The sequence below is a fragment of the Candidatus Pelagibacter sp. genome (assembly GCF_052049675.1).
GTDB lineage: Bacteria > Pseudomonadota > Alphaproteobacteria > Pelagibacterales > Pelagibacteraceae > Pelagibacter.
Map to the genome: position 1 here is coordinate 403,022 of NZ_JBNGZM010000001.1, position 16,385 is coordinate 419,406.

The 16,385-nt window shown below is 28.7% G+C and carries 23 protein-coding genes and 1 riboswitch; of the genes, 3 read left to right on the forward strand and 20 right to left on the reverse strand.

Going from position 1 to position 16,385, the window contains the following annotated elements:
- Positions 1–28: 28 nt before the first annotated feature.
- Together rpsI and rplM are read right to left on the reverse strand one after the other, a co-directional pair.
- A complete protein-coding gene (rpsI, locus tag ACTT9L_RS02185) occupies positions 29–466 on the reverse strand; it encodes a 30S ribosomal protein S9 (RefSeq protein ID WP_440907903.1) in 438 nt (145 codons plus the stop codon).
- Between the two features lies 1 nt (position 467).
- Entirely contained in the window at positions 468–926 is a 459-nt protein-coding gene (gene rplM / locus ACTT9L_RS02190) for a 50S ribosomal protein L13 (protein WP_440927727.1), read from the reverse strand.
- A 144-nt stretch (positions 927–1,070) separates the two neighbouring features.
- A riboswitch (SAM riboswitch) is annotated at positions 1,071–1,137 on the forward strand.
- Between the two features lies 1 nt (position 1,138).
- On the opposite strand from rplM, the gene ACTT9L_RS02195 reads away from it, so the two are divergent.
- Positions 1,139–2,467: an O-acetylhomoserine aminocarboxypropyltransferase/cysteine synthase family protein gene (locus ACTT9L_RS02195; RefSeq protein WP_440927728.1), complete on the forward strand. Its 1,329-nt coding sequence runs from the start codon at positions 1,139–1,141 to the stop codon at positions 2,465–2,467.
- Positions 2,468–2,496: 29 nt separating this feature from the next.
- Here ACTT9L_RS02195 and ACTT9L_RS02200 read toward each other — a convergent pair whose 3' ends face one another.
- A complete protein-coding gene (locus ACTT9L_RS02200) occupies positions 2,497–3,522 on the reverse strand; it encodes a COX15/CtaA family protein (RefSeq protein WP_440927729.1) in 1,026 nt (341 codons plus the stop codon).
- Between the two features lie 43 nt (positions 3,523–3,565).
- On the opposite strand from ACTT9L_RS02200, the gene ACTT9L_RS02205 reads away from it, so the two are divergent.
- On the forward strand, positions 3,566–3,856 hold the full coding sequence (locus tag ACTT9L_RS02205; RefSeq protein WP_440927730.1) for a chorismate mutase: 291 nt from the start codon (positions 3,566–3,568) through the stop codon (positions 3,854–3,856).
- Here the strand turns inward: ACTT9L_RS02205 and ACTT9L_RS02210 are convergent, their stop codons facing one another.
- From ACTT9L_RS02210 to ACTT9L_RS02235, 6 genes are read right to left on the reverse strand one after another with little or no spacing between them, the layout of a single operon-like run.
- Complete coding sequence (locus tag ACTT9L_RS02210; RefSeq protein ID WP_023853780.1) at positions 3,857–4,048, reverse strand: 50S ribosomal protein L33; 192 nt, start codon at positions 4,046–4,048, stop codon at positions 3,857–3,859. It abuts the gene before it with no gap.
- Positions 4,026–4,409: a MerR family transcriptional regulator gene (locus ACTT9L_RS02215; RefSeq protein ID WP_440927731.1), complete on the reverse strand. Its 384-nt coding sequence runs from the start codon at positions 4,407–4,409 to the stop codon at positions 4,026–4,028. The genes ACTT9L_RS02210 and ACTT9L_RS02215 overlap by 23 nt, the downstream gene beginning before the upstream one ends.
- Positions 4,402–4,701: an integration host factor subunit alpha gene (locus ACTT9L_RS02220; protein ID WP_440927732.1), complete on the reverse strand. Its 300-nt coding sequence runs from the start codon at positions 4,699–4,701 to the stop codon at positions 4,402–4,404. Before ACTT9L_RS02220 ends, ACTT9L_RS02215 begins: the two co-directional genes overlap by 8 nt.
- A gap of 1 nt (position 4,702) precedes the next feature.
- Positions 4,703–5,704 (reverse strand): phosphate acyltransferase PlsX, encoded by a 1,002-nt coding sequence (gene plsX / locus ACTT9L_RS02225; RefSeq protein WP_440927733.1) that lies wholly within the window; start codon positions 5,702–5,704, stop codon positions 4,703–4,705.
- A gap of 19 nt (positions 5,705–5,723) precedes the next feature.
- Positions 5,724–5,906 (reverse strand): 50S ribosomal protein L32, encoded by a 183-nt coding sequence (gene rpmF, locus ACTT9L_RS02230; RefSeq protein ID WP_075536328.1) that lies wholly within the window; start codon positions 5,904–5,906, stop codon positions 5,724–5,726.
- A gap of 2 nt (positions 5,907–5,908) precedes the next feature.
- Positions 5,909–6,376 carry a ubiquinol-cytochrome C chaperone family protein gene (locus ACTT9L_RS02235; protein WP_440927734.1) on the reverse strand — a complete coding sequence of 156 codons (468 nt, stop codon included), beginning with the start codon at positions 6,374–6,376 and terminating at the stop codon, positions 5,909–5,911.
- On the opposite strand from ACTT9L_RS02235, the gene bamE reads away from it, so the two are divergent.
- The gene (gene bamE, locus ACTT9L_RS02240) at positions 6,375–6,860 is read left to right on the forward strand and encodes an outer membrane protein assembly factor BamE domain-containing protein (protein WP_440927735.1); all 486 of its coding nucleotides are present in this window, start codon (positions 6,375–6,377) and stop codon (positions 6,858–6,860) included. The genes ACTT9L_RS02235 and bamE overlap by 2 nt on opposite strands.
- On the opposite strand, the gene ACTT9L_RS02245 is transcribed toward bamE, so the two are convergent.
- The 11 genes from ACTT9L_RS02245 to ACTT9L_RS02295 form a co-directional block, all read right to left on the reverse strand.
- A complete protein-coding gene (locus tag ACTT9L_RS02245) occupies positions 6,847–8,952 on the reverse strand; it encodes a sodium-translocating pyrophosphatase (RefSeq protein WP_440927736.1) in 2,106 nt (701 codons plus the stop codon). The genes bamE and ACTT9L_RS02245 overlap by 14 nt on opposite strands.
- A 77-nt stretch (positions 8,953–9,029) precedes the next feature.
- A complete protein-coding gene (gene thiL, locus ACTT9L_RS02250; RefSeq protein ID WP_440927737.1) occupies positions 9,030–9,989 on the reverse strand; it encodes a thiamine-phosphate kinase in 960 nt (319 codons plus the stop codon).
- Positions 9,982–10,386 (reverse strand): transcription antitermination factor NusB, encoded by a 405-nt coding sequence (locus ACTT9L_RS02255; RefSeq protein WP_440927738.1) that lies wholly within the window; start codon positions 10,384–10,386, stop codon positions 9,982–9,984. Before ACTT9L_RS02255 ends, thiL begins: the two co-directional genes overlap by 8 nt.
- Entirely contained in the window at positions 10,383–10,772 is a 390-nt protein-coding gene (ribH, locus tag ACTT9L_RS02260; RefSeq protein ID WP_440927739.1) for a 6,7-dimethyl-8-ribityllumazine synthase, read from the reverse strand. The genes ACTT9L_RS02255 and ribH overlap by 4 nt, the downstream gene beginning before the upstream one ends.
- A complete protein-coding gene (gene ribB / locus ACTT9L_RS02265; protein WP_440927740.1) occupies positions 10,772–11,872 on the reverse strand; it encodes a 3,4-dihydroxy-2-butanone-4-phosphate synthase in 1,101 nt (366 codons plus the stop codon). The genes ribH and ribB overlap by 1 nt, the downstream gene beginning before the upstream one ends.
- Positions 11,859–12,452, reverse strand: coding sequence for a riboflavin synthase (locus ACTT9L_RS02270; protein WP_440927741.1), 594 nt, complete (start codon positions 12,450–12,452; stop codon positions 11,859–11,861). The genes ribB and ACTT9L_RS02270 overlap by 14 nt, the downstream gene beginning before the upstream one ends.
- A 5-nt stretch (positions 12,453–12,457) precedes the next feature.
- Positions 12,458–13,561 carry a bifunctional diaminohydroxyphosphoribosylaminopyrimidine deaminase/5-amino-6-(5-phosphoribosylamino)uracil reductase RibD gene (gene ribD / locus ACTT9L_RS02275; RefSeq protein ID WP_440927742.1) on the reverse strand — a complete coding sequence of 368 codons (1,104 nt, stop codon included), beginning with the start codon at positions 13,559–13,561 and terminating at the stop codon, positions 12,458–12,460.
- A complete protein-coding gene (gene nrdR / locus ACTT9L_RS02280; protein ID WP_440927743.1) occupies positions 13,542–14,000 on the reverse strand; it encodes a transcriptional regulator NrdR in 459 nt (152 codons plus the stop codon). The genes ribD and nrdR overlap by 20 nt, the downstream gene beginning before the upstream one ends.
- A 3-nt stretch (positions 14,001–14,003) precedes the next feature.
- Positions 14,004–15,311 (reverse strand): serine hydroxymethyltransferase, encoded by a 1,308-nt coding sequence (gene glyA, locus ACTT9L_RS02285; RefSeq protein ID WP_440927744.1) that lies wholly within the window; start codon positions 15,309–15,311, stop codon positions 14,004–14,006.
- A gap of 2 nt (positions 15,312–15,313) precedes the next feature.
- Positions 15,314–15,739 (reverse strand): ribose 5-phosphate isomerase B, encoded by a 426-nt coding sequence (gene rpiB / locus ACTT9L_RS02290; RefSeq protein ID WP_440927745.1) that lies wholly within the window; start codon positions 15,737–15,739, stop codon positions 15,314–15,316.
- Position 15,740: 1 nt separating this feature from the next.
- On the reverse strand, positions 15,741–16,379 hold the full coding sequence (locus ACTT9L_RS02295; protein WP_440927746.1) for an aspartyl/asparaginyl beta-hydroxylase domain-containing protein: 639 nt from the start codon (positions 16,377–16,379) through the stop codon (positions 15,741–15,743).
- Between the last annotated feature and the right edge of the window lie 6 nt (positions 16,380–16,385).

Consider the following 16,385-nt stretch of genomic DNA (forward strand, 5'->3'; position numbering starts at 1 on the left):
ATTATAACAGTTAAAAATTAAAAAAAAATTATCTTTTAGAGAATTGGAAGCTTCTTCTAGCTTTTCTTCTACCAGGTTTTTTTCTTTCAACTGCCCTTGAGTCTCTGGTAGTAAGTTTCTCTGTTTTTAATGTAGCTTTTAGATTTTCATCAAATAATACTAAAGCTTTTGAAATACCATGAACCATAGCCCCTGCTTGGCCTGTAGGTCCTCCTCCTTTTACACTGCATCTTACATCATAATCAGTAGCCTGATTAATAATCTCGAAAGGTCTTGTAATTTGCATTTTATGAGTTTCGTCAGCAAAATAATCACTAAATAATTTACCATTTACATAAATTTTGCCAGAACCTTTTTTTAACCAAACTTTTGCAATTGATGTTTTTCTTCTACCAGTAGCATATTTACTATCTTTAAAATCTAATTTTAATTTTGGAGATTTTGATGCTGATTGAGTATTTTCCATCTTAGTTTCTAGCTATATTTTTACTGTTTAATTTATCTAAATCTATTACAGTCGGATTTTGTGCTGAATGCGGGTGTTCATTTCCTGCATAAATTTTTAATTTTGTTAATTGTTTTCTCCCCAATACTCCACCAGGTAACATTCTTTTAACTGCCATTTTTAAAGTTTCCCCAGGTTTTTTTTCATGAAGTTTCTCAGGTGTTGTAACTTTAATTCCACCTGGATGACCAGTATGTCTGTAATATTTTTTATCTTGAAATTTTTTTCCAGTAAATTTTGCTTGTTCAATATTTTTAACAACTACAAAGTCACCATCATCCATATGAGGAGTGTATGTAGTTTTGTTCTTGCCTCTTATGATATTGGAAACAACAGTTGCTAATCTTCCAACTACTGCATTCTTTGCGTCTATTTCATACCAAGATGAAATTAATTGGTCTTTTTTAGTGAATTTTGTCATTGTGCGAGGATTAATACTATTAATAATTACAAAGTCAATTTTATATTTGGCTTGAAATATGTAGCTAATATGCTAAAAATTAGTTGCCGATTTGATCCTATTGCGGGCATATAACTGCTAAAAAGGAAATTTCATAAAATTGACAAAATCGGTAGGCATTTGAACTGTATTGTGCGCCTGACATAATGTTGAAGCACTAAAAAAGGAGTAAAATGATTAAAAAAAGAAATAACCCTGAAACTATTGCCATACATGGTGGTGACTATAGAAGTGATCCAGCGACGAACGCAGTAGCTGTTCCAATTTATAGAACAACATCTTACCAATTTAATAACACAGAGCACGCTGCTAACCTTTTCGCTCTTAAAGAATTTGGTAATATATATACTCGTATAATGAATCCTACAAATGATGTTCTGGAAAAAAGAGTTGCCGCTCTTGAAGGAGGTCTATCATGTGTAACTGTATCCTCAGGTCAAACAGCTTCAACGTTTGCTGTATTAAATGTAGCCCAAGCCGGTGATAATATAATAAGCTCAACTGATCTTTATGGTGGTACAGTATCTTTATTCACACATACACTTAGTAAACTTGGTATAGAGATAAGATATGCAGATCCAAGTAATCCAGAAAATTTTGAAAAGTTAATAGATGATAAAACTAGAGCTTTTTATGGTGAAACCTTGCCAAATCCATATTTAAGGGTGTTTCCAATAAAGGAAGTTTCTGACATTGGGAGAAAATATAATATTCCATTAATAATGGATAACACAGCTGCGCCAGTAATATGTAAACCAATTGAACATGGAGCTGCAGTAGTAATTCACTCTCTCACAAAGTATATAGGTGGACATGGTACAGCAGTTGCTGGAAGTATAGTTGATAGTGGTAACTTTGATTGGACAGCAGACCCAAAAAGACAACCATTATTTAATGAGCCAGATGCAAGTTATGGTGATGTTGTTTGGGGAAAAGCTGTACCAGAATTAACTGGTGCTAATGTCCCCTTCGCTGTTAGAGCAAGAGTCTGTTTATTAAGAGACTTAGGATCAGCTCTGGCACCAGATAATGCTTTTGCAATAATTCAAGGACTTGAAACAGTTGCTTTAAGAATGAGACAGCATTGTGCTAACGCCGAGTATGTTGTTGATTTTCTTAAAAAACATAAAGAAGTTACAAAAGTTATTTATTCTACAGAGCACGATAAACCCATTGCTGATAGAGCAAAAAAATATCTTAAAGGTGGAAATGGACCAATGATTGGTATTGAGCTTAAAGGTGGAATTGAAGCTGGTAAAAAATTTATCGAGTCTTTAAAAATGTTCTATCACGTAGCTAATATTGGTGATGCTAGAAGTTTAGCAATTCATCCAGCAAGTACAACTCATAGTCAATTAAATGAGAAAGAACTAGCTGCATCAGGCGTTACTCAAAGTTATGTAAGACTTTGTATTGGTATTGAACACATCGATGATATTATTGAGGATCTTAATCAAGCATTGAATAAATCTTCAAAGGGTAATTTAAAAGCTGTAAGCTAATTCGAGGTTTGAATGTCTAACAATAGAAACTAATAAATATCCTCTCTATGTTTTGTTATATAAAGAAAATACAAAGTTGAAAGTATTATTAAAATAGAATTTATCTGGTGTAGAGATGCATAGAGCATTTTTACTCCAGATAAAATCGTTAGAACACCCAAAACAATTTGAAATAATAAACTAATTCCAATAACAAAAAATGGAATTCTTAAATTAAGGTTTCCATTTTTTAAAATAAAAAAAAGGATGTAAAAATACAATACAACTATTAAATAAGCTAAATTTCTATGAATAAATTGAACAAGTGATTGATCATCAAAGACTGTGAAATTAAACAAATCATTGAATATACTGTCATCCGGAAAATATGATGAGCCCATTAAAGGCCAAGTATTGTAAATTTTTCCTGCATCCATCCCGGACACAAATGCTCCAATTATTAATTGTAAAAATAATAATAAAAGAAAGAATTTAATTAAGTTTAATTTAATATTAATTTGATTAATTTTTATATTTGTTAGTTTTAAAAACTTCCAGAAAACTAAGGATAAAATAATAAAAGCAATAAATAAATGTAGTGACAATCTATAATGACTAACATCAACTCTATCAACTAAACCACTTGAAACCATGTACCATCCAATAAATCCTTGAAAACACACTAAGAAAAAAATAATTGAATATTCTCTTAAAATCCAAACACCATTTTTAATTGTAAAATAAATCATTGGCAAAAGAACAGTTAGACCAATTAATCTTCCCAATTGACGATGTGCCCATTCCCACCAAAAAATTATTTTAAATTCACTTAAAGTCATATTGAAATTTTGTTCTTTAAATTCAGGTATTGTTTTATAAAGATCAAAATATTCTATCCATTTATCACTTGTTAAAGGAGGCAATGTACCAACGAAAAGCTCCCAAGTAGTAATAGATAGGCCAGAGTCAGTTAATCTTGTTAGGCCCCCTACTAAAATTATAAGCACGATCATTAATAATAAAGTGATCATCCATATTTTTAATTGAGAATTTAAAGAATAATTCTGACTGTACATGATTAGATAAATATAATAATTATTAATTAAACCAATAAATTAAATGTCGCCTAAAAACAAAAAAAAATTAGAAATAATAAGATCTAAATTAGATAAGTTAGATAATAAGTTGTTATTCTTGATTAAATTTAGAACAAATCTTGTAAAAGAAGTTTTAAAACTTAAAGAATTTAAAAAAGAAATTGTAGATAAAAAACGTATTAATTTTATACTTAAAAAAATTCATTCAAAATCTAAGAAACTAAAAATTGACCCTAGAATCACTAATCGTATTTGGAAAAATATGATTTTATCTTATATCGATTACGAAAAAAGAAACTTTAAAAAGAAGTAATTATTTACTATGTGGTGGAAGCTTTTTTTCCACAAACATTTCATGTTTTCTTGTATCAGGATTATATTTTTTTGCTGAAAGTTTTACTTTAGCTTTTTCACCACCAGCAGGTTTTTTTACGTAATAAAAGTAAGGACTATCTGGTTTCGCCTCGGGAACCATTCTTACTTTAACGTGTGTTTTTTTTGCCATTTTTTAATTCTTTTAATTTATTTGAAATTTTAATTAACTTATTTCTAAAATTTTCAGTTCTTATAGATTTATCTGCAATTTCGTCAAGCTTTAAAGAATCGTCATTATTTAATATTTTTTTTACACCATTTATCGTCATACCTTGGTCTTTAAGTAAAAATTTAACTTTTTTAAGAAGATTTATTGTTTTTTCATCATAATACCTTCTGTTTGAATTCAATATCTGTGGTTTAATTTGTTTAAATTGAGTCTCCCAAAATCTAATTACATGTGTCGGCAAAGCTCCTTTATTATTTGATTTAAGATTTAATATTTTGGCAACCTCACCAATAGTTTTATAAGCACTATCTGATTTATCCATTATCTTTTAAATTAATAAATTCTTTAAATTCCTTTGATGGCTTAAATAAAACAACATCCCTACTTGAAATTACTTTTGTTTCTTTAGTTTTAGGGTTTCTTCCGATTCTAGATTTTTTTTGTCTAATAGAAAAAGTACCAAATTTAGATAATTTTAATTTTTTTTCATCTTTAATATTAGTTAATATGGTTGATAAAAAATCTTCAATTAAAGTTTCTGAAATTTGCTTTGAAAAGCCAAGCTGCATATAAACCAAATTAACTAAGTCTTTTTTAGTTAAATTAATTCTCATATTAAATATTCTGTTTAATCTTTTCTATCAAATTACCTTTTACAATTCTATGACAAACATCTAGTGAATTTGAAAAACCAATATAGTCTGTTCCACCGTGACTTTTTACAACTGGTGAGTCTAAACCAATAAATATAGCCCCGTTATATAATCTTGGATCTAGTCTTTTCTTAAATTTCTTTAAGTTTGATATATTTAATAAAGATGCAATTTTACCAAATAGTGAACCTGTCATAGCGCTTTTTAATTCACTGGTTATAAAATTTGCAGTACCTTCTGCGGTTTTTAATGCAATATTTCCTGTAAAACCATCCGATACAATTACGTTTACCTGTCCATCCATAAGATGATTTCCTTCGATGTATCCATTGAAGTTATAATTACCTGTTTTTTTTTCATTTAATAATTGATATGTTTCTTTAATAGTCTCATTACCTTTTAATTCTTCTGAACCAATATTTAATAAAGCAACATTTGGTCTATCGTTCGGATAAAGTGATGTGTAAAGTGAAGCACCCATAATTGAAAAATCTAGGAGATTTTTAGAACTACATTCAATATTTGCTCCTAAATCTAGGACAACACTCATGCCCTTTTTATTTGGCCATAAAGCAGACAGAGCTGGTTTATCTATATTTTCAATCATTTTTAAATTCAATTTTGATACAACTAACAGTGCTCCAGTATTGCCAGCAGATATCACTATATCGGCCTCTTTGTCTTTAACACTTTGAATAGCAAGCCACATACTCGTATCCTTACCTCTCTTAGCTCCTTCTAAAGGACTATCAGTGCTCTCAATTTTTTTTTCTGTATGAACTATTTCAAAAAATTCTTGGGAAACTTTTCCATCTATTAATGGATGAATCATATTTTTGTTTCCAAAAATTTTAAAAAAATTTTTTTTATTTGCTGAATGATTTAAAATAATACCATCTATTATTTTTTTTGGTGATCCATCACCACCCATTGCATCAACTGCAATTTTTATCAAATCTGACATTTTTATAGATTATTATATACTATTCTTTTGGGTCTAAAACTTGTCTTCCCTTATACATGCCAGTTTTAAGGTCAAGATGATGAGAAAGTCTATATTCACCTGAATTTTTGTCTTCAACTATGTTTTTAGTTGAAAATTTCATAGTCTGAGCTCTTCTCATTCCTGTTCTGGAAGGGGTTTGTTTACGTTTTGGTACAGCCATAATTATGGGTTACTTACACTTTTTAAATAAGAATTCAAAGTTTTTTTTGATAAATTTGCATTAAAAAGATCAAAATATTCTAATAATTCCTCATTATTTTGAAAATCACTTAAAAAAGTAGAAATTTTTTTTAATTTTTCAGATCTCGATAAATCATTCCAGAAATGTATTTCGGAAACCATGGAATGAAATAAATTAATATAATCCTTCATTTTTTTATTTATAGACTGATCACCATATCCAATTTCTCTAATACTCAATTCAAGTTGTCTAAAATTGAAGTCATAAATTTCCTGTAAAATTTTCTTATTTTCTTCATTTTTATAATTTTTCAAAAAAAAGGAAAAATGTAGTAAAAAAAGGGTTAATCGATCAGAAAAATTATCTGCTCTATCAAGATTTTTATATAAATCTTTATTTCTAGTGTAATTAATTAAATTATTATAGATATGTATATATTTTTCATTCATGAATAAAATATTATATATAATTTTAATAACTTTTATAGTTTCAAATTGCTCATTTAAACCTGTGGTAAAACATCATGGTGTACCATTTTTAGAAAAAAAACAGTCACAACTTATAGTGAATAAGAGTAATAAAAATGATATTAGAAAAATTTTAGGTAATCCGTCAACAACTAGTAAATTTGATAACGATATATGGATTTATATTGAAAGAAAACAAACACAATCAAAAATTAAAAATTTAGGTAAAATGAAAATATTTAAAAATGATGTTTTAGTTTTAGAAATTGATAATTATGGAATATTAAAAAAAAAGGATTTTTATAATAAAGATGATATGGAAAATATAAAAATAGTTAAAGCAACTACAGAATCTGGATTTAAAAAAAATTCATTTATTTATGCATTTATGTCTAGTATGAGACAAAAAATTAATGACCCTCTTGGACAGAGGGCCAAAAAAAGAAAAGAAATTAACCAGCGATAACAGCTAATAAAAGCAAAGCCACTATATTCGTAATTTTAATCATTGGATTAACCGCAGGGCCAGCAGTATCTTTATAAGGATCACCAACTGTATCTCCTGTAACTGCAGCTTTATGGGCTTCAGAACCTTTTCCACCATGATTTCCATCTTCAATATATTTTTTTGCATTATCCCAAGCTCCACCACCTGCAGTCATTGATACCGCAACAAACAAACCAGTGATGATAACACCAAGCAACATTGCACCAACTGCAGCTAAGGCAGCAACTTGCCCGCCAATTGATAGAATTATAAAATATAAAACGACAGGTGATAAAACTGGCAACAATGATGGTATAATCATTTCCTTGATAGCAGCAACAGTAAGTAAATCTACTAATTTAGCATAATCGGGTTTTTGTTTTCTTTTCATAATACCAGGGAATTTCTTAAATTGTCTTCTTACTTCAACTACAACTGCACCACCTGCTCTTCCAACGGCTTGCATTCCCATTGAACCAAAAAGATATGGTAACATTCCACCAATTAATAGACCAACAACTACATAAGGATTTGATAGATCAAAAGTAACTACAATTCCTTCTAATGCAGATCCTGCTTCTTTTGAAAAGTGTTTAATATCTTCTGTATACGCAGCGAATAAAACCAACGCACCTAAACCAGCTGAACCAATTGCATAACCTTTTGTAACTGCTTTAGTTGTGTTACCCACAGCATCTAAAGTGTCAGTTGTTTTTCTAACTTTTTTATCAAGATTAGACATTTCGGCAATTCCTCCAGCATTATCTGTAACTGGTCCGTATGCATCTAAAGCAACAACCATACCAGCTAAAGCAAGCATTGTAGTCACAGCAATTGCAATACCAAAAAGTCCTGCAATAGAATTTGTAATAAGAATACCTGCAACAATTATTAATGCAGGAATAGCAGTTGCTTCCATAGAAACAGCTAGCCCTTGAATAACATTAGTACCATGACCAGTTGTTGATGATAACGCAACAGATTTAACTGGTCTATAACTTGTTCCTGTATAGTATTCAGTTATCCAGATCAATAATCCAGTTATAACTAACCCTATAACACCACAATAATATAGATCCATACCATTAAAAGTCTTATCATTAATTGTAAATTCATTAGTAAAACCAATTACATGATCTGTTACAGGCCATAATATAACTAAAGATGCTAACGCAGAAACAACAAATCCTTTATACAAAGCATTCATAACGTTATTACTTTTTCCAAGTTTAACAAAAAATGTTCCAACAATAGATGTTAACAAACATGCAGCACCAATGGATAAAGGGTAAATCATCATATTTAGATCACCAACAAAGAAAATAGAAGATAGAACCATTGTTGCAACAATTGTAACAGCGTAAGTTTCAAATAGATCAGCGGCCATACCAGCACAGTCTCCTACATTGTCACCAACGTTATCTGCGATTACAGCAGGGTTTCTAGGATCATCTTCAGGAATTCCAGCTTCAACTTTTCCAACTAAATCAGCACCTACGTCAGCACCTTTTGTAAAAATTCCTCCACCTAATCTTGCAAAGATAGAAATTAAGGAAGCACCAAAACCTAATGCAACTAGAGCATTAACTATCTCTCTTTCGTCAACGTTTGATTTCAATAATATATAGTAATATACAGCTATAGCTAATAATGCTAAACCAGCAACCAACATTCCAGTTACTGCACCAGATTTAAAAGCAACTGAAAGGCCTTGAGCTAAGCCTTTTCTTGATGCTTCTGCTGTTCTTACGTTTGCCTCTACAGAGACTAACATTCCCACATAACCTGCAATTCCTGATAAGGCAGCTCCTATTAAATAGCCTAGACCTACAAGCGGACTAAATGCAATACTTACAATAACCAAAACTACAGCACCAACAATAGCAATTGTTTTATATTGTCTTGCTAAATATGCCTTTGCACCAATTTGAATTGCAGATGCAATATCTTGCATTTTTGCATTTCCTGCACTTGAATTAAGAATATTTTTACCTGTTAAAAATCCATAAACGATAGATAATAAACCAGCTCCGATTGTGTATAAAAGTATTGTTTCGACAGTTCCGCTCATATTAACCTTAAGTTGTTGGTTGTTAAATTTTAAGCCCGCACAATACAAAAAAAGATAAAAAAGACAACGATTAACTTCTAAAACCGATGAATATAACCTTTGGATTTAGCTTGTATTTGCTTGCCTTTTACATCGAATATCAAAGATCTACCTTTACCAGATACAATTTTACCAATTTTAGTTATTTTAATGCCGGTTGTTTTAGACGCTTTTTTAATGATTCTAGCTTTCTTGATATCTGCGGTAAATAAAACCTGATAATCATCTCCATTAGAAATTAGATTAATTTTATTTAATTTTTTTTTTTTAATATAATCACTCAATTTATTAGAAACAGGTATATTTTTTTCAAATAAGTGAAATGATAAGCTTTGTCTATTAATCATTTTTGTTAAATCATCAATTAATCCATCTGAAATATCGATAGAGCTATTAGCAAATTTTAATAAATATTTTGTTAAATTTAAGGGTAAATCTGGTTTGTAATATTTATCTACAAAAAATAATTTATCTTTGTTTTTAAATTTAGATTTATTACTTAATGCTTTAAGTCCTAAATAACTATCTCCCAAATTTCCCGTAACATAAATATCATCATTTGATTTAGCTTTGTTACGATAAATTATTTTATTTGAGTAACCCATTGAAGTAATGGTGAAACTTAGTTTGTTTGAAAAGGTTGTGTCGCCACCACATAAATCTATATTAAATTTATTTTGTTCTGATTTGAGCGACTTTGAGATTTTATATAAATTGTTTTTTGTAAAAGTTTTTTTATTACCTGAGCCAGAAATAAAATAAAATTTTGGTTTAACACCTTTACAAATTAAATCAGAAATTGATGATCTTAATATTTTTTTAATTACAAGGTCAGGAGATTTAAAATTCAAAAAATGTGTACCAATATTGTATGTATCTACAGTTATAACAACGCCTCTCTTTTTATCAAAAAAAACATCGTCATTTAAATTAAGAGCAGATTTATTTTTTTTTGCTATTTTTAAAAAATAATTATTTATTAGATCAAATTCATGCATTGTTAGATCTTAATTTTTTTCCAACATTATCTAATAAAGCATTAAGATATTTTGTTTGTGAATCTTCAAGAAAAAAATTAGATGAGTTTAAATATTCTTTAATGATTATATTTATAGATAAATTTGGTTTATACATAAATTCATAAGTTGCTGCTTTTAAAATTGTTTGAAAAACTTTATCTAATTTTTCAAATACAAATTCTTCTCCTAATTTATTATTTAATTCATTTAAAATAAGATCATTTCTTTCTATTGTGCCTAAAACTATATCTTTAATAAATTTTTTAAATCTGTGTTTTGGAAAATTTAAATCATCATCTTCATTATAAAATTTCCCATATAATTTCTGAATAATTATAACTCTAGGATTATTTTTTGGATTATAATGGGTTTTCATTTTTGAGATAGAACTGAAATCACTGCTTCTGCAGCTTCAGCACCCTTTTTTCTTCTACCTCTCGCTTGAGCCATATTAAGACAGGTAATTATTCCATTTCCAATAGGTTTTTTACTATCTATAGATAATTTCATTATAGCATCTGTTGATGTTTGAGAGATAAAATCGAAGTGAGGTGTTTGACCTTTAATTACACATCCTAAAGCTAAAAAACCATCAAATTTTTTTAAATTTTTTGATATTGTAACAGGAATTTCAAAAGCACCAGGTACTTTAATGATTTTTATTATATTTTTTTTTGGAATTTTTTTTAGGGCACTGCTAATTAAGCCATCAGCAATATCTTTGTAATAATCAGCTACAACAATTAAATATTTTTTTTTCATCAAATTAATTCCTGTTTTGTAATTTTTATACCATAACCATCAAGACCAATAACTTTTTTTGGTGATTTGGTAATTAATATCATGTTTTTAATTTTTAAATCTTTAATAATTTGAGCTCCAATACCATAATTTCTTATTAACTTATCATTTCCCTTTTTATAAAAGTCTTTGTTTTTATAATCTTTTAAGGTCTGGGTTACTGATTTTAAATTAGTGTCTTTGATAAAAACTAAAACACAATTTTGGTATTTTTTAAAATAATTTAAGGTCTTGTTAAATGAATTTGGTAGTGTTTGATTTATTAGATAGTTTTGGACGACATTAGATGAAATTACTCTTACTCTTGGAGTAATACTTTTTTTTATTTTACCTTTTATTAATGCGAAATGCTCTGAACCATCTAAAACATTCTCATAAATTCTAATAATGTATTTTTGATTTTTTACATCAATCTTGCTTTGCTTTTTAAGTTTAATAAGTTTTTCTTTTTTTAATCTATACGCAATTAGGTCTTCTATCTTTCCAATTTTTAATTTATGTTTTTTTGCAAAATTGAATAAATCCTGACCTTTGGCCATTGTTCCATTTTCATTCATAATTTCACAAATTACAGCAGAGTTATTTTTTTTTGCTAATTTAGATATATCAACTGAAGCTTCGGTGTGTCCCGCTCTGACAAGGACTCCACCATCTTTAGCAATAATTGGAAACACGTGACCAGGTGAAACAATTTCATTTTTATTTACATTTTTTTTTGATGCAATTTTGATTGTTTTCGCTCTATCTTTAGCAGATATACCCGTTGTTATTCCTTTTTTTGCTTCAATAGAAATTGTAAATGCAGTCTTGTTTCTTGATTGATTTACTGGAGACATTAAAGATAAATTTAATCTTTTTGCTTGAAGTGAATCAAGTGCTAAACAAATTAAACCTCGCCCGTATTTTGCCATGAAGTTAATATTCTTTGCATTTGAGTCTGATGTTGAAATAACTAAATCTCCTTCATTTTCTCTTTTTTCATCATCTACCAAAATAAACATACCACCTTTTTTGGCGACACTTATAATTGACTCTATTGACGCGAAATTATTTTTTTCCATTAAAATAGTTCCTAACGTATTTAGACAAGATATCTATCTCTATGTTGACTAAACTAGATTTTTTTAAAGTTGATAAATTCGTTTCCTTGTAGGTATGGGGAATAATCCAAATTTGGAAACCTTTTTTAGTCACTTTTGAAATTGTAAGTGAAATACCATTTACACAAATCGATGCTTTCTCTATTAAGTGTTTTCTTTCCTTTTTAGGTAAATCAAAGTCAAAAAGAAATGATTTATCTATTTTTTTGATACTTAATACTTTTCCGACAGTATCAACATGTCCTTGACAAATATGTCCTGAAATTTTTGTCCCATATTTTAAAGGTAATTCTAAATTAATTTTATCTTTTAATTTTAAAAATTTAAATTTTGAACGAATTATCGTTTCTTTCGAAAGATAAAACTCCATAATTTTAGATTTATATGAAATTAAAGTTAGACAAACACCATCACAGGCAACAGATAATCCTATGTCTTTATTAGATACTCTAACATTACTTTTTACAAAAATGTTAAGACCTTTAGGTCTTTTAATAATTTTAGTAATAGTACCTTGGTTATAAATTATTCCGTTAAACATTTTTTCTAACTATATAATGTTATTCTGTCTTTTCGTAAATTGTGATTTAGATTAATTTTTGTTTTATATTTTTGATTTAATATATTTTGACCATTAAATTTCAAATATTCTAATTTTTTAGAAAGATTTTTTGGGCTTTTATACAAATAAAATTTATTAAAAATTTTATTCTTAATCAGTGAATTTGTTAATTTATCTCCTCCTTCTATAAGGAGATTCCTGCATCCATAATTATATAATTTTTTTAAAATTAATTTAATATCAAATCTGTTATTTCTATCGATTTTAGATTTAATTAGATGAATTCCTTTTCTTTTAAATTTTGAAACTTTTGATTTATCAGCTTTATTATAAAAAATTAAAGTATTTTTATTATTTGAGGATTTAATTATATAACTGTTTATTTTAGAATTTAGCTTGTTATCTAAAATAATTCTTTTGGGAGAAAATTTTTCTAAACCTTTCAAGCGACAATTTAATTTTGGATTGTCTTTATTGAGTGTTTTATATGTAATCATCAAACTATCATTTTTGTATCTCAATAGATGAGTAAACTGATCAGAATAAGAATTGGTAATTTTTTTTTGTATCTTGCTGTAAATAATATTATTTTTTGAAATAGCAATTTTGCCAGTAACAAAGGGTAATTTTTTTTTTCTATTAAAAAAATAAGGTATATAAAAACTTTCAATTTTGTTTTTTAACAAACCTTTTTTTACAATTATTTTTTTTGACTTTAAAATTTTAAAACTTTTATTTCTTACTCTTTTGTCTATATCGGTAACAGCATATATTACCTCTGAAATTTTTGATTTTATTATAGCGTCAGTACATGGCGGTGTTAAACCATGGTGACAACATGGTTCTAAAGTAACATACATTTTTGAGCCTTCTAATTCTTCAAAACTATTTTTAATTGCATTGAATTCAGCGTGTGGTCTTCCATTAAATGAGGTTTGACCTATAGAAATTATTTTGTCATTTTTAACAATTACACACCCTACAGAAGGGTTTGAACCAGTGAGGCCATGACGAGATCTAGCCAGATCCAAGGCTATCCCCATGTATAATTTATCTTTTAATGTAAATTTATGTTTTTTTGTAGACATTAAGTTTGTCCACGAATTGCACGAAATCTTTTTCTTCTCTAAAGTTTCTATAAACTGAAGCAAACCTTACGTAACCAACAGGATCTAAATCCTTTAAACCATCCATAACCATTTTACCAATTGTATTAGTTGATACTTCGCCTTGACCAAGTTCCTCTAAAGACCTTGATATATGACTTATAAATTTTTCTATTGTTTCAGTATCAATTGGCCTTTTCTTTAGTGCAATATAAATTGATTTAGATAGTTTATCACGGTCAAAAACTGACTTTCTTCCATTTTTCTTAACAACCATTAATTCACGAATTTGAATTCTTTCAAAAGTAGTAAAGCGTTCACCACAAATACAAAGTCTTCTTCTTCTTATAGCTGTTCCATCTTCTGTAGGTCGTGAATCCACTACAGATGTATCACCCTTTTTTTCGCACGGACAAATCATTTACTAGAGGTTCTTATATATAGGAAATGACGAAGTTAAAGCAATAACTTCATTTTTTACTTCTTCTTCTATTTTGCTATTATCAGAAGGATTTTCAGACAATCCTTTAAGTGTTTTTGTAATTAATTCTCCAACAGTTTTAAACTCACTTAATCCAAAACCTCTTGTAGTAGCTGCTTGAGTACCTAATCTAATACCAGATGTAATCATAGGTTTTTCTGTATCAAAAGGGATACCATTTTTATTACATGTAATATTTGCTCTTGATAAACTCTCAGCTGCAAGATTACCTTTTACATTATAAGGCCTTAAATCTACCAACATCAAATGTGTATCTGTTCCATCCGAGTAAATTTTAAATCCATTATTTTTCAGAGTCTCTGCAAGCATTTTAGCGTTTGCTAAAACTGATTTAATATAATTTTGAAATTCTGGCTGTAAGGCCTCCAAAAATCCAGCCGCCTTAGCTGCAATGATATGCATCAAAGGTCCTCCTTGATAACCGGGAAAGACTGCTGTATTAAATTTTTTAGAAAGATCTTCGTGATTAGTTAAAATTATACCACCTCTTGCACTTCTAAATACTTTGTGTGTAGTAGAAGTAACAACATGAGCATAGTCACACGGATTAGGATAACCTTTGCCTGCAACCAAACCAGAGAAGTGCGCCATATCAACCATTAAATATGCACCTACTTTATCCGCTATCTCTCTAAATCTTTTAAAATCAATTACTCTAGAATAAGCGCTTCCACCTGCAATTATAAGTTTAGGCTTATGTTCTAAAGCAAGTTTTTCAACATTGTCATAATCAATTAATTCTGAATCCTTATCGACATCATATCCTATTGCGTTAAACCATTTGCCAGACATTGAAATTTTCAATCCATGAGTAATATGACCACCTGAATTTAAACTCATACCCATGAATGTGTCTCCTGGACTTAACAATGCTAAAAATACTGCGCCATTTGCTTGAGCACCTGAATGTGGTTGTGCGTTTGCAAATTTACAATTAAATAACTTTTTTAATCTTTCGACAGCAAGGTTTTCTGCTACATCAACATGCTCGCAACCATTATAATATCTTTTACCAGGATAACCTTCAGCATATTTATTCGTTAAAACTGATCCTTGTGCTTCCAATACTGCTTGAGAAACTATATTTTCAGAAGCGATTAGCTCTATATGCTGTTGTTGTCTGATTAATTCATCCTTAATTGCTTTATAAAGCTCTGGATCTTTAACCGATAAACTATCCTCAAAGAAACTTTTATAACTATCGTTTAAATAATTTTTTTCACTAGACATAATTATATTTTTTTTACTCTTTTTAAGTGTCTCCCACCATCAAATTTTGTATTTAAAAAAACACTTATAAATTTTAAAGCATTTTTTTTCGATATCAATCTTGATCCCAATGTAATGATATTTGCATCATTATGCAATCTGGATAATTTTGTTGATTTTAGATTAAAACATTGGGCTGCACGTACATTTTTATGCTTATTTGCCGCTATATTCATACCAGTCCCAGATCCACAAACTAAAATACCAACATTTCTCTTATTAAGTTTGACTTTTTTTGCAACTTTATGTGCATAGTCAGGATAATCAACACTACTATCATCTTCAGGACCAAGGTCCTCAAACTTTACTTTTTTATTTTTTAAATAATCTTTGATTGATTCTTTTAATTTAAATCCAGCGTGATCTGATGAAATAAATATTTTTTTCAAATTAATTAAATTTGTAATCTAAAACACAAGCAACTAAATGTATTCTATTTTCTTCTCCGCCATTAAATGCATTGTGATACTTTGTATTATTTGTGATCCAAACAGAACCATCGGCAGGCATATGCTTTGCAACATTATCAATAACCATAATACAGCCTGGGTTAGTAATTATAGGTATATGCAATCTTGGCTCAGGATCTCTATGCCAACTTAAAGTTGATCTTGGTTCTTTTAAAAGAATTCTTACTCTTCCAAGTTTATATTTAGATGACAATCTATCGTATACTTCTTTGAAATAAGTATTTTCGTAATCTTTTATAAATTCTGAATATAATGACTCATCAAGGGACTCGTCTCTAACAACCTCTTTTCCTGATTTATCAGGTTTTGTCCAATATACTCCCCTAGCCTTATTACCTTTAATTGAGTCTGGATCGCCTGGAATTTGGGTTAATGATATTGCCCCAAAGTGAGTTACACCAGCATCTTCAAATTTTTTTATTTTAACAATTTGTTGATAGGCCTCTTGTAATTTTTCAATATCAAATTTAATTCCTTGCTTTTGGAAGTCGCTAAAGTCTAAAATTCTATCTTCTTTTTTTATATTTAAGTCTATAACTTTTGAATTTTCTAACGTCATCTTGAT